We start from the raw sequence: 12,705 nt of genomic DNA, 5'->3' as shown, positions 1-12,705 counted from the left end.
AAAAGACATAAGTTCTTACGGAACACTGGTATTAATCTATTAAACAAACCTTTAGGATGTTAACTATTGGGAGACACATATATTTGTATATATTTATTTTCTGTTGTATTACTATTGCGAAGGCCACTTCTGAGTATTATTTTAAGCAGATATCCCTCAAGGACGGATTGTCAGAATCTATGGTGAAATGTGTTTTGATGGATCACGAAGGAACTATCTGGATTGGTACCCAGTTAGGATTGAACTGTTTTGACCGGGATCAGGTAAAGAATTATTATCATGATGAAAAAGACATCAGTACTATCCTTGATAATGATATTTGTTTTTTGGTAGAGGATTCTCTTCAAAATTTGTGGATAGCTACAGCGCGGGGATTAGTGTTATACAATAGGGAGAAGGATTGTTTTGTGCCGGTTGATTCGGGTGGTTCCAGGCTATATGTCTCCTCGTATGTGCTGATGCAGGACGGTCTCTTATTTTTTGGCAGGAATAAGTTTTTCAAATATAGTTATTCGGATAAGAAGATTTCTGCTTTACGGATTTCTACAAAGGAAAATGCAAAAGTCCTTTTTGAGAAAGCTACGTTGTTTGGACCGGATGATAACCGGGTCTTACTGGCTTCCCGTTGGAACGGCCTGTGGGAATACAATATCCAAACCGGAAATTTACAACGTTCTTCTTTAGTCAAAGAGTACCAGATAGCTGCCCTTTTAGTTGATTCTTCCGGATGCGTGTGGGTATCGCCTTACGGAAAAGGACTTTTAGGATTTGATCGTGATGGGAATAAACTGTGCCACCTGGTTGCACCGGAGAAGTTATCCTATAACGTTATTTTGGATGTGAAAGAACAGGACGGCAAAATCTGGCTGGCAACAGATGGCGGAGGAATTAACATCTATGATAAAACGACCGGAGAAGTGACGGTGATTAATCATGTCCCCGGAAAGCCAGGCTCCTTGCCCGGAGATTCTTTTTATTGCCTGTATAATGATCCCGATGGAAATATGTGGGCGGGTGGCATACGCTGCGGTCTGGTGGGTTTGAAAGAGGTCTATCTGAAAACTTATCGGGATGCTCTTTTGACCTCGGCTTACGGTTTGAGTGAAAAGACGGTATCCGGCATGTATGAAGATAAGGACGGGACGATTTGGCTGGGAACTGACGGAGGAGGAATGAATCGTCTGGATCCCCGAACCGGTCTGTTCAGACATTATCCGTCTACGTATCCTTCGAAGATCGTATCGATTATCGATTACAGCCCGACGGAACTTCTTTATTCCTGTTTCGGTGGAGGATTGTACCTTTTTAATAAGCAGACCGGTGCTCTGAAAGAATATTCGGTAGCATATCCCGATAAGTTTAATATGCTGTTCAAACAAGGTAAATCGGTTCATTTGGTCCGGTTGGATGAAAAGCATTTTTATCTGTTGGCGGACAGTGTTTACCTGTATGACCAGTCCACACGACGTTTATCTGCCGTGAAGCATGCATGTAAAGGATTGACAGTCTCGTCCCTTCAGGAGTTCGGCAAAGGAAAAGAGGTCAGCTGCCTGCGTGGCGAAACGGATCTGTTTGAACTGGATTATTCGGATAATACACTAAAACCCGTTTATTCATCCGCCGATTCGATAGGTACGATAGCAGCTGCTTGTAAGGATGCAAAAGGATGTTTCTGGATCGGGACGACGATCGGTCTTTTCTTCTATAATCCGGCGAATAAAACGGTTACCGCTGTAGAGAATAATCGTTTCTTAGGGACTACGTCGCTGGGCTTTGATAAAGCCGGACGTTTATGGATCGGAACGCATAACGGGTTGTATGCTTATACGCCGGAGGATGGGAAAATAATGATGTTCGGTGAGTCTGACGGTGTGTATGCGAATGAATATATATCGAAACCACCTTTGATGAGTCGTTCGGGAGATATGTATATGGCAGGGGTTATCGGGCTGGTTCATATTAAAAACGGCATTCCTTTCCCGGAGAATCCGGACCCTGTCATCGGACTGTCGGAAGTAACGTTGAACGGGGTTTCCATGCGGTCGAATTTTGGTTCGGACAATAACGAAATCTCCGTCCCCTGGAATTATACCTCCCTGATGGCAAAAGTCATTGTGCGCGAAAATGACCTGATGCGGAAAAAACTATTTCGTTATTATATAAAAGGGGCACAACAGGAGATTGTAGAGTCTGTTAATCATACGATCGCTTTTCATGCGTTGGCTGTCGGCAATTATGAGGTATGGGTTTCGTGTATCAAAAAGAATGGCGATTGGAGCATCCCTGTACGACTTCTGTCGATTAAGGTCACTCCGCCCTGGTGGAAAACAAACTGGTTTATCGGCGGTTGTCTGTTATTCATGATAGCCGGGCTGTCTTTCATTTTCTGGTTGATGATGAAACGGCAGGAGAATAAAATGATCTGGGCGATGAAGGAACATGAGCAGCGGACCTATGAAGAGAAGATTCGTTTCCTGATCAATCTGAATCATGAACTACGGACTCCTTTAACCCTTATTTATTCCCCGTTGAAACGTCTGTTGGGATCGGGAGAAATAACCGATACGAACCATAGCAGGCAGTTGACGGATATATTGAAGCAGACACGCCGGGTAAAAGATATTATCGATATGGTGCTGGATGTCCGCAAGATGGAAACGGGCGGGGAGACATTGCAGATCAGGCCCTATCGTCTGAATGAATGGGTACGTGAGATTACGGAGACTTTCAGAGGGGAGTTTGAGTCCAGGCATATTCGTCTGGCATATAATCCGGATGAAGCGGTGGAAGAGGTGGCATTCGATGAGGTAAAATGTGAAATGTCATTATCAAATCTGATCATGAATGCGTTGAAATTTAGCAGCGAAGGCTCCTGTGTCACGGTTTCTACCCGATTGATGCAGGGCTATGTCCGTGTTGCTGTCTCCGATGAGGGGATTGGGCTGGATCATGTCGATATTTCCCGCTTGTTCGAACGTTTCTATCAGGGAGAGCATGGACGGAAAGGTTCCGGAATCGGGCTGTCGTATACCCGTTTGCTGATAGAGCTGCACGGAGGCCGTGTAGGAGCAGAGAATAATGCCGGAAAGGGAGCAACTTTCTTCTATGAGTTGCCTTTGGAAATTGTAACGACTTCGATTGAAACCCGGCCTTATCTGAATGAGTTACTGGCATTGCCGGAGATAAAAGAGGATCGGGAGACTGATTTCTCGACCCGGAAGTATTCTGTTCTGGCGGTGGAGGATGATCCCGAACTTCGTGATTACCTGAAAAACGCATTGAAGGAGTATTTTAAGAAAGTATATATTGCCTCTGATGGTGTCGAAGCTTTTGAAATGGCTGTACACTATCTGCCGGATCTTATTATCAGTGATGTGATGATGCCGCGCATGGATGGCTTCGAGTTCTGCCGGCAGCTGAAGAGTAACCTGGAAGTCAGCCATATTCCGGTTGTACTGCTGACGGCGCGGACGGACCCGAAAAGTACGGTTCAGGGGTATAAGGAAGGGGCTGACTTTTATTTGCCGAAGCCTTTTGACCTGGAGTTCCTCCTGGCCATTGTCCGTAATATCCTGCGAAACCGTGAAGCTGTCAAATCCCGTTATAAAGAAGGGAAAGAGGTTGTTTCTCCCAGGAATGACACGATCAGCAATGCGGATGAAATGTTTATGAAGAAGCTGAACGAGTTGATAAGCGAACACCTGGATAATCCGGAACTGGATGTGAACTTTGTGGCGACGCGTATGGCGATGAGCCGTGCTTCTCTGTACACAAAACTGAAAGCACTGGCAGATATCAGTATCGGTGATTATATCAATAAGTTCAGGATGGCACGTGTGATGGAACTGCTGGCGGATAAGAACCTGACTATCCTTGAAGTCTCAGAGAAAGCCGGATTCACCAACCAGCGGTATTTCAGCACGGTATTCAAACAGATATACGGAATGACTCCGTCCAAATACCGTCAGGAACATAACTGTTGAAAAGATATTACCTATTTCCGGATAGGCAACAGGTAAATAAGACGCGCGGAAATAACCTGGCTGGCAGATTTATTGAAATAGTCGCTTTTACGGTTGTTGAAGATGTCTCCCAACGCATAATAATAGCGTCCTTCAAGCAGGAAATAACCGATGCCGGTACGGAGTTCGATACCGGGTCCTCCGCATAATCCCCAGTCGAATTTCTTCTGGATAGCCATATCGTGCTGGTTATTGGCTCCTGCATTTTGGTTTTTCTCATCCGGGTTCAGGTCGGTCTTTTCGCCGATGGCAAAACCTACTTTGGGACCCATGTTGACATAAAACTTGAACTTGTTGCTGCCGAAATAGATATGGGTGAAGAACGGTATCTCCAGATAATTGATCGTACGGGTATATTTATACGTCGGGTGTTCGTCGAATTGCTCGTCCCATCCCTGCTGGCTGAAATTCAGTTCGGTCTGCAGTCCCAGGTTCTTTTCCGTGTTCCAGCGCAATACCAGACCTCCGTTGTACCCCTGTTTCATCTTGGTGTAGACCTTAGGATTGAAGCTGACGGAAGAGAAGTTCATGCCGAAAGAGGCACCTACTGTTATTTCCTGGGCGAATTTCTTCTGTGCCGTGATGCCGGTTATTACCGCCAGGCATAGAAAGGATATGATTGTTATCTTTCTGATCATCTTACTTCGCTGCGTGTTACGTTATAATCACTCTGGTAATGAACGATGAATGTACTGGTGTTGATGAATCCGCCCCAGTTATTTACCCGTTCAAAATCAAAACAGGTCTGTATACCTTTGTAATGGATATTACCCAGGTTGTTCTCGAAATTAGCACCGTATTTCCGGACGGCATCAAAGAAGAACATACCTGTATCGAATCCTAATATACCATATTTAGGGAATATGTTGATCAGGTTCTTGCTGTACCAGGTCTTATATTTAGAGTAGAAGTTGGACACTTCCGGCGAGAGGTTATCTGCATAGAAGAAGCTATATATATAGGTATTCAATGCAAAGAAATCATCCAGGCATTCGTTGGTATAGGTCTGCCATTCCGGATAACCGAACATCGTAATGTTAAATTCCGGCTTTGTCTCAGCCAGCATACGCAAAGGCGACTTGAACTTGCTCAGGGCTTCCAGGCTGCCGGAAGTAGGAATAATGACGCTGCGTTTGTCTTTGCTGAGCATGGCTTCCATTTCGACAGGGAATGTATCAGCCGAATAGGTCAGTTCGCGCCAGGATATATTACGCTGTTTCATTTCAGCCTTGAGGGCTTTGATGAAATCCGCCTTTTCTTCGGTGCCGGGAACTTTCAGCAGGATGATGTTGTCGTTGGCAAACAGGTCACAACTGGCTTGTGATGCTTTGGCATACAGGTAGGAGTGAGGCGTGTTTACCTGGAATATATTAGCATTGGATAATACATCATCGTTTTTGGAGGTGAACGGTATCACATATTTGATATTGTTCTTTTCTGCAAATTCGGCAACCGGAGCTATCTGGTCATTCTGAACGGCTCCGATGATCAGGTTCGCTTCCTTCAAGGCATCTTCTTTCAGGATTTCTTTTATCTTTTTAGTTCCGTTGCCTGTATCGAATACGGACAGTTCGATCGAGCAGCCGCTATTGCGCAGACTGTCGACTGCCAGCAACATACCTTCGTAATATTCGATGAAGCGTTGCGTGTTGGAAGACGGTCTCGGTTCATTTGTCATGAATGGTAATAATAAGGCTACCTTGATCATATTGACCCGCTCGATCTTTTTAGGGACTGACAACAGGGCATTCACGTCTCTCTCATGCATAACCGGAGCTGTTTCCGTAACGGTTTCTTTTGTCTCTACCGGTATTTTGATTACCATACCGGCTTTTACCCCGTTCTTCAGTTCCGGGTTCCGTTTGATCAGCTCGGTGCTCGATATGTTGAATTTCCGGCAGATACGGTACATTGTTTCTTTCTTGGCGACCGTATATTCGATATCCTTGGTTACCGACTTTACTTCTTTGGTCGGCAGGCTCTCGATAGGAGTTGCCGGGATACGGATCGTCTTACCGATTGTGAAAGTGGAAGTAGACAGTCCCGGGTTGGCTTCAATGATATCCGGTCCGGGTACGGCGTACCGGATAGATAAAGAGTAAAGCGTTTCTTTCGGTTGTATGGTGTGATACAGGAAATTATCTTCAGCATTACCCATCGGTGCCGAACCTGCATCGCGCTGCGGGATCTTTAATGTTGCACCCGCTTTGATCGATTCACGGCTTTCCGGATTCAAACGGTAAATGTCATCGACGGTTACTCCATACATGGTTGCGATTGAGTATACTGTCTGTCCCCGCTCAATCGTATGATAAAATATATTATCATTTAATTCGTTAGTAGTAATAATTCGTGCCTTGTTGTTCTGTGAAGAAATTGAAACACTGCAGAAACTCAGGCACAACGTCAATACGTATATACTGATCTTATTCATTTGTTGATTCGAATATTTGCGGCAAAGATAGTGTATGTCCGTATAAAATACTAATTTTGGAAGCTAATTAGGTTATATATATGCAAAGGAATTTTTTAAGAAGAGTGATCGGGACGCTCTGTTTTTTGTTATGGATACTTGCAGCACATGCCGGAGAATATACAGTGACAGGAGGGCAGGGGACACCTTTGCTGGTGGATGATGATAAGTCTCAGAACAAGAATCAGCGTTTGGAGGTATATCTTGTTTATGGTATGGATAATGTCCAAATCAGCTATACTTCTTCCTCAACTTCTCATCAATGGTACAGATATAAAACAAAAAGACTGGAAGCCGAAAAGATTGCTTCCGTTCAGAATGGAACAACCTCTGTTGTCAGTAACGTGGAGGAGGGTTATGGCTATTTTGTAGAAGAAAGCGGACTTTCTGAAGCGTATGTCTGGATTATTGATTATAGTAAATATCTTTTTGAAATAACCGGACTTTATGTAAATGCGGAGCGTAGTACCTGCGATTATATGTATCTGAACGGAAGCGCAAAGATGCCGGAAATGAAGTATAATTATCCTCAGACCGGTTATTCGGCAACCGTGGAACGTGAGTTTGAAGTCACTTACCAAACGATGAAGAAGACGGAAGATGAGACTTCGTATATCACGGAAACCGTAACGGAAATTATCAACGATCCATTCAATGATCCGCTGCCTGCTCCTTTGTGTGATACGGATGTAACTTTGAAAGGTGATTTGTTCGCCCGCCATTTCGGAGTGGAGAAAACAATGACGGCCGATGTCTATCAAGCCGTGGCGGTTGAAGCTGTGATACAGGTAGATACTTTGCTATATTCGAATGCTCCTAACATGGTCGTGAAAGGAGATAGCCTTTCGGCTCCGGTAGAGTTTAATTTTAAGGCGGTAACCAATACGCCGGTTGCAGCCTTGTTCAAATGGCTGATATACCGGAAAGATGATACCGGAGAAACGGAAGGAACGAAACTGATTGAGTCTAATGAAGAGGAAATGAACTATCTGTTCAACCAAAACGGTACTTATACGGTTCATTTAAGTGTGTCCGATCGTACTTCCCAGTGTACATGGGAGCCTGATGCACCGATTACTATAACGATATCGGATTCCTTTATCGATGTCCCGAATGCTTTTTCGCCCGGTACATCACCCGGCATAAATGACGAGTTTAGGGTCGCTTATCGCTCCCTTACTAATTTCAAGTGTTGGATATTCAATCGGTGGGGAGTACAGATGTATTATTGGACGGACCCGTCGCAAGGCTGGGACGGCAAGAAAGGGGGGAAATACGTGGCTCCCGGAGTTTATTTCTATGTGATAGAGGCTACCGGTTCAAACGGTAAGACGATAAAGAAAAAAGGTTCAATTAACATTCTTAGATCAAAAGAAATTCAAGATGAAATTATCGAAGAATAGTATATTCAGTTTTTTGTCGGGCGGTCTGATCTGCCTGACTGCATGTTTGTCTATCGGATCGAGTGATTCGGAAAAGGTGCTGGACGGCCGTCCGGTGGTGATGGCGATGACCTCGTCGCCCGATATTCCTTCGTCGGTTACTTTCTGCGGTACGCCGATCGATCTGACCCGATATAATATGCGTGAAGGATTCGACCGGGAGATGAGTAGTTTTACCTACTTTCATTCAACTACGATGTTGCTGATCAAACGTGCCAACCGGTACTTCCCGGTTATCGAACCGATATTGAAAGCCAACGGTATCCCCGACGATTTCAAATATCTTGCAGTCATAGAAAGTCATCTCGACCCGCGTGTCTCATCTCCGGCACGTGCCGTGGGAATGTGGCAGTTCCTCGAAGGGACGGGTAAGCAATACGGACTGACGGTCACCCCGACGGTGGACGAACGTTGCCATGTAGCCAAAGCTACTGAAGCCGCTTGCAAGTACCTGAAAGCCGCTCACGACAAATACGGTGACTGGGCAAATGTCGCCGCCTCTTACAATGCAGGCATGGGACGTATCTCCGGCGAATTGACTAAACAGGAAGCCGATAGCACGTTCGATCTTTGGCTGGTAGAGGAGACAAGCCGTTATGTATACCGTATCATGGCGATCAAGCAGATATTCGAGAATCCCTATAAATACGGTTTCGTGCTTCGTGCAGAAGACCTGTATAAGCCGATTGCCTGTGAAGACGTGGCGGTATCGTCGGATATTCCTGATTTGTCTGCCTTCGCACAGAAGTATAATATAACGTATGCCGATCTGAAACGTTTCAATCCCTGGCTGCGCGACCGGAAATTGCAGACGCTGGGCAAGACTTATACGCTGCAGGTTCCCAAAGAAAATGAAATGTATTACAAGACACCTAACACCTACGTACATAATCCGGCTTGGGTAGTAAGATAAATTCCTTTCGGATGTATTTAGAATTTCTCTCGAAAGGAATTGTAAATTCTCCCGGAAGAAACAGAAAACAGAGATAAAAAGTATGAACGATAAAAATGCATTGGAAGGCGGTCGTATTTCCGTTTTAGGCGCCCGCGTTCACAATTTGAAAAATATAGACGTCGAGATACCGCGAAACAAACTCACCGTGATAACAGGTATGAGCGGTAGTGGTAAATCCTCGCTGGCTTTTGATACGATTTTTGCAGAAGGACAACGCCGCTATGTGGAGACATTTTCCGCCTATGCCCGTAATTTCCTCGGGAATATGGAACGTCCGGATGTGGACAAGATCACCGGCTTGAGTCCGGTTATCTCGATCGAGCAGAAGACAACCAACAAGAATCCCCGCTCTACCGTAGGTACAACGACAGAGATATACGACTTTTTCCGTCTGCTTTATGCAAGGGCGGGAGAGGCTTACTCGTATCTGAGCGGAGAAAAGATGGTGAAGTACACCGAAGAGCAGGTGCTCGACCTGATCCTGGAGCATTACGAAGGGAAGAAAACCTATATGCTGGCTCCGTTGGTGCGTAACCGTAAGGGACATTACAAAGAATTGTTTGAACAGGTTCGTAAGAAGGGGTATCTGACTGTCCGTGTCGACGGTGAAATAAAAGAGATATTTCACGGTATGAAGCTGGACCGCTATAAGATGCACAGTATCGAGGTGGTGATCGACAAGATGGTCGTCTCTGCATCCGACGAGCGCCGGCTGAAAGAAAGCCTGCGCATTGCCATGAAGCAGGGAGATGGCCTGGTGATGCTGCTGGATGCGGATACGGACGAGTTGCGTCATTACAGCCGTCGTTTGATGGACCCGGCAACCGGACTTTCCTATAGTGAACCGGCTCCGCATAACTTCTCTTTCAACTCGCCGCAAGGGGCGTGCCCCAAGTGTAAAGGGTTGGGGCAGGTGAACCTGCTGGATATGGAAAAGATCGTACCCGACCCTTCCCTCAGTATTTATAACGGTGGGATAGTTGCTTTGGGTAAATACAAGAACTCCCTTATCTTTTGGCAGATCGAGGCTCTTTGCGAAAAGCACGGCGTGACGATCAAGACGCCGATCAAAGATATCCCGGCAGAAGCGATCGACGAGATCATGAACGGGACGGACGAACGTCTCCAGATCAAGAACGAATCGCTGGGTTCTTCCAATTATTTCCTGTCTTACGAAGGGGTCGCCAAATATATCCTGATGCAGCAGGAGAGCGAGGCTTCGGCTTCTGCACAGAAATGGGCGGGACAGTTCATCAAAATGACTACATGCCCGGAATGTAACGGCCAGCGTCTGAACAAAGAGGCGTTGCACTATCGTATTGCGGGAAAGAATATAGCGGAGATATCTTCGTATGATATTTCCGAGCTTTATGAATGGCTGGACGGTATTGAAGAGCGTCTGGACCAGAAGCAAAAGCAGATTGCCATAGAAATATTGAAGGAGATCCGTTCCCGTCTGAAGTTCCTGTTGGATGTAGGGCTGGATTATCTGTCTCTCAACCGTGCTTCGGCAAGCCTTTCCGGTGGGGAAAGCCAGCGTATCCGTTTGGCGACCCAAATCGGTAGCCAGCTGGTCAATGTGCTTTATATTCTCGACGAGCCGAGTATCGGATTGCATCAACGCGATAATGTCCGTCTGATCAATTCTTTGAAAGAGCTTCGTGATACGGGTAACTCGGTAGTGGTTGTCGAACATGATAAGGATATGATGCTGAATGCCGATTACGTGATTGATATGGGACCGAAAGCCGGTCGTTTGGGTGGCGAAGTAGTTTACGAAGGAACACCCCAGGAGATGCTGAAAGTGAATACGCTGACTTCTGCATACCTGAACGGGGAGACTGAGATTGCTGTTCCTGCCGAACGCCGGCAGGGAAACGGTAAGTTCATTACGATAAAGGGGGCCAGCGGCAATAATCTGAAGAATGTCAATGTGACTTTCCCGCTCGGAACACTGATCTGTGTGACCGGTGTATCCGGTAGTGGAAAATCTACCTTGATCAACCGTACCCTGCAACCGATCCTGAGCCAGCATTTCTATCGTTCGCTGGAAGATCCGTTGCCTTACAAGTCGATCGAAGGTATCGATAACGTAGATAAGATCGTCAATGTCGACCAGTCGCCTATCGGCCGTTCGCCACGAAGCAATCCGGCTACTTATACCGGTGTCTTTTCCGATATCCGTAACCTTTTCGTCGATCTTCCCGAGTCGAAGGTCAGGGGCTACAAACCCGGACGTTTCTCGTTTAATGTCTCCGGCGGTCGTTGCGAAACCTGCAAGGGGAACGGCTACAAAACCATCGAAATGAACTTCCTGCCGGATGTATTGGTTCCTTGCGAAGACTGTCATGGCAAGCGGTATAACCGCGAAACCCTGGAAGTCCGCTTCCGTGGTAAATCCATAGCCGATGTGTTGGATATGACGATCAATATGGCTGTGGAGTTCTTCGAGAATATCCCGACCATCCTGTCGAAGATCAAAGTTTTGCAGGACGTAGGGCTGGGTTATATCAAACTCGGACAACCTTCCACTACCTTATCCGGTGGAGAAAGCCAGCGTGTGAAGCTGGCAACCGAACTGGCTAAGAAGAATACCGGCAATACCTTATATGTATTGGACGAACCGACTACCGGCCTTCACTTCGAAGATATCCGTGTCCTGTTGGGTGTCCTGAACAAGCTGGTGGAAAAAGGTAACACCATCATCGTGATCGAGCATAACCTCGACGTAATCAAATGTGCCGACTACCTGATCGACATGGGCCCCGAAGGCGGACGGGGTGGCGGGCAGGTCTTATTCACCGGCACTCCCGAGGAAATGATCAAGAAGAAAAACAAGAGTTATACGGCTCCGTTCCTGAAAGAGGAGTTGAAACGATAACCTGGCACAGGCAAGCTGGGAATATGACATGCCTATCCCGGTTTGCCGGCATAACTAAGACAGAATAGTAACTAAGTAAAGACAGATATATGAAGAATCCTATCCAAATGATCAAACAATGCGTAGAGAAGGAAGAGCCTTACTTCCTGCTGCGCGGACAAGATATATGTGCTTTGGCGGCTATTGAAACATATTACGCCGAGGTGAAGAAAAATGTTAAAGATCCTTACTTCATTGAAGAGATCGAAGAGATAATGAAAGACTTCCGGGCCTTCCGGGAAGAACAGCAAACCCATATTCCGGATTGATCGATGGCAGACGACAGTTACAGAACTATTCAGCAAGTAGCAGAGGGCTATTACACAGAGAAGCGCAGCCGCTTTATCTCGTATGCCATCCCCGTGCGTACGGTCGAAGAGGTGAAGGAGCAACTGGATAAATACCGTAAACAATATTACGACGCCCGCCACGTCTGTTGGGCTTATATGCTGGGACCCGATCGCCAGACTTTTCGTGCGAACGATGACGGCGAACCATCCTCCACGGCAGGTAAACCAATACTGGGGCAGATCAATTCCAACGAGTTAACGGATATCCTGATCCTGGTCGTCCGTTATTTCGGCGGCATCGAATTGGGTACCAGTGGTCTGATTGTCGCATACCGGACGGCTGCCGCCGAAGCGATTGCTGCTGCCGAGATAGAGGAACGTACGGTTGACGAAGATATCACGGTCGCTTTCGAATATCCATACCTGAACGGGATCATGCGTATAGTAAAAGAAGATAACCCCCTTATTGTATCCCAAAAGTTTGAAATGGACTGTGAAATGACTTTGCGTATACGCAAAGGAGAGGCGGAAAAGTTGAAGAACCGCTTATTGAAAGTCGAGTCGGCCTATCTGAAGTAAATTATTAATAATCTGAAACATGAG

Annotated in this window: 8 protein-coding genes; 6 read left to right on the top strand and 2 right to left on the bottom strand. The window is 46.2% G+C overall.

What is annotated here, in order from left to right; genetic code table 11:
- The first annotated feature begins 56 nt into the window (after positions 1-56).
- Positions 57-3,983 carry a hybrid sensor histidine kinase/response regulator transcription factor gene (locus tag DXD68_RS19095; RefSeq protein ID WP_122363077.1) on the top strand — a complete coding sequence of 1,309 codons (3,927 nt, stop codon included), beginning with the start codon at positions 57-59 and terminating at the stop codon, positions 3,981-3,983.
- A gap of 11 nt (positions 3,984-3,994) precedes the next feature.
- Here DXD68_RS19095 and DXD68_RS19090 read toward each other — a convergent pair whose 3' ends face one another.
- Together DXD68_RS19090 and DXD68_RS19085 are read right to left on the bottom strand one after the other, a co-directional pair.
- The gene (locus DXD68_RS19090) at positions 3,995-4,660 is read right to left on the bottom strand and encodes a porin family protein (protein WP_122363076.1); all 666 of its coding nucleotides are present in this window, start codon (positions 4,658-4,660) and stop codon (positions 3,995-3,997) included.
- Entirely contained in the window at positions 4,657-6,456 is a 1,800-nt protein-coding gene (locus DXD68_RS19085) for a LysM peptidoglycan-binding domain-containing protein (RefSeq protein WP_122363075.1), read from the bottom strand. Before DXD68_RS19085 ends, DXD68_RS19090 begins: the two co-directional genes overlap by 4 nt.
- Positions 6,457-6,536: 80 nt before the next feature.
- Between DXD68_RS19085 and DXD68_RS19080 the strand changes: the two genes are divergently transcribed.
- From DXD68_RS19080 to DXD68_RS19060, 5 genes are all read left to right on the top strand, one after another.
- Complete coding sequence (locus DXD68_RS19080; RefSeq protein ID WP_122363074.1) at positions 6,537-7,898, top strand: gliding motility-associated C-terminal domain-containing protein; 1,362 nt, start codon at positions 6,537-6,539, stop codon at positions 7,896-7,898.
- Positions 7,879-8,850, top strand: a complete 972-nt coding sequence (locus DXD68_RS19075; RefSeq protein ID WP_122363073.1) for a transglycosylase SLT domain-containing protein — start codon at positions 7,879-7,881, stop codon at positions 8,848-8,850. Before DXD68_RS19080 ends, DXD68_RS19075 begins: the two co-directional genes overlap by 20 nt.
- Before the next feature lie 82 nt (positions 8,851-8,932).
- The gene (gene uvrA / locus DXD68_RS19070; RefSeq protein ID WP_122363072.1) at positions 8,933-11,773 is read left to right on the top strand and encodes an excinuclease ABC subunit UvrA; all 2,841 of its coding nucleotides are present in this window, start codon (positions 8,933-8,935) and stop codon (positions 11,771-11,773) included.
- Positions 11,774-11,862: 89 nt separating this feature from the next.
- On the top strand, positions 11,863-12,081 hold the full coding sequence (locus DXD68_RS19065) for a hypothetical protein (protein WP_028726734.1): 219 nt from the start codon (positions 11,863-11,865) through the stop codon (positions 12,079-12,081).
- A 3-nt stretch (positions 12,082-12,084) separates the two neighbouring features.
- The gene (locus DXD68_RS19060; protein WP_122363071.1) at positions 12,085-12,681 is read left to right on the top strand and encodes an IMPACT family protein; all 597 of its coding nucleotides are present in this window, start codon (positions 12,085-12,087) and stop codon (positions 12,679-12,681) included.
- The last annotated feature ends 24 nt before the right edge of the window (positions 12,682-12,705 follow it).

The sequence above is a fragment of the Parabacteroides sp. TM07-1AC genome (genome assembly GCF_003480915.1).
Taxonomy (GTDB): domain Bacteria; phylum Bacteroidota; class Bacteroidia; order Bacteroidales; family Tannerellaceae; genus Parabacteroides; species Parabacteroides chongii.
The sequence above is the reverse complement of the archived record's forward strand: the minus strand, read 5'-3'. Positions and strand labels throughout refer to the sequence as shown.

Coding starts and splice junctions, on each gene's coding strand:
- DXD68_RS19095 (WP_122363077.1), top strand. CDS start 57: ATGTTAACTATTGGGAGACACATATATTTGTATATATTTATTTTCTGT.
- DXD68_RS19080 (WP_122363074.1), top strand. CDS start 6,537: ATGCAAAGGAATTTTTTAAGAAGAGTGATCGGGACGCTCTGTTTTTTG.
- DXD68_RS19090 (WP_122363076.1), bottom strand. CDS start 4,660: ATGATCAGAAAGATAACAATCATATCCTTTCTATGCCTGGCGGTAATA.
- DXD68_RS19060 (WP_122363071.1), top strand. CDS start 12,085: ATGGCAGACGACAGTTACAGAACTATTCAGCAAGTAGCAGAGGGCTAT.
- DXD68_RS19065 (WP_028726734.1), top strand. CDS start 11,863: ATGAAGAATCCTATCCAAATGATCAAACAATGCGTAGAGAAGGAAGAG.
- DXD68_RS19075 (WP_122363073.1), top strand. CDS start 7,879: ATGAAATTATCGAAGAATAGTATATTCAGTTTTTTGTCGGGCGGTCTG.
- DXD68_RS19085 (WP_122363075.1), bottom strand. CDS start 6,456: ATGAATAAGATCAGTATATACGTATTGACGTTGTGCCTGAGTTTCTGC.
- uvrA (WP_122363072.1), top strand. CDS start 8,933: ATGAACGATAAAAATGCATTGGAAGGCGGTCGTATTTCCGTTTTAGGC.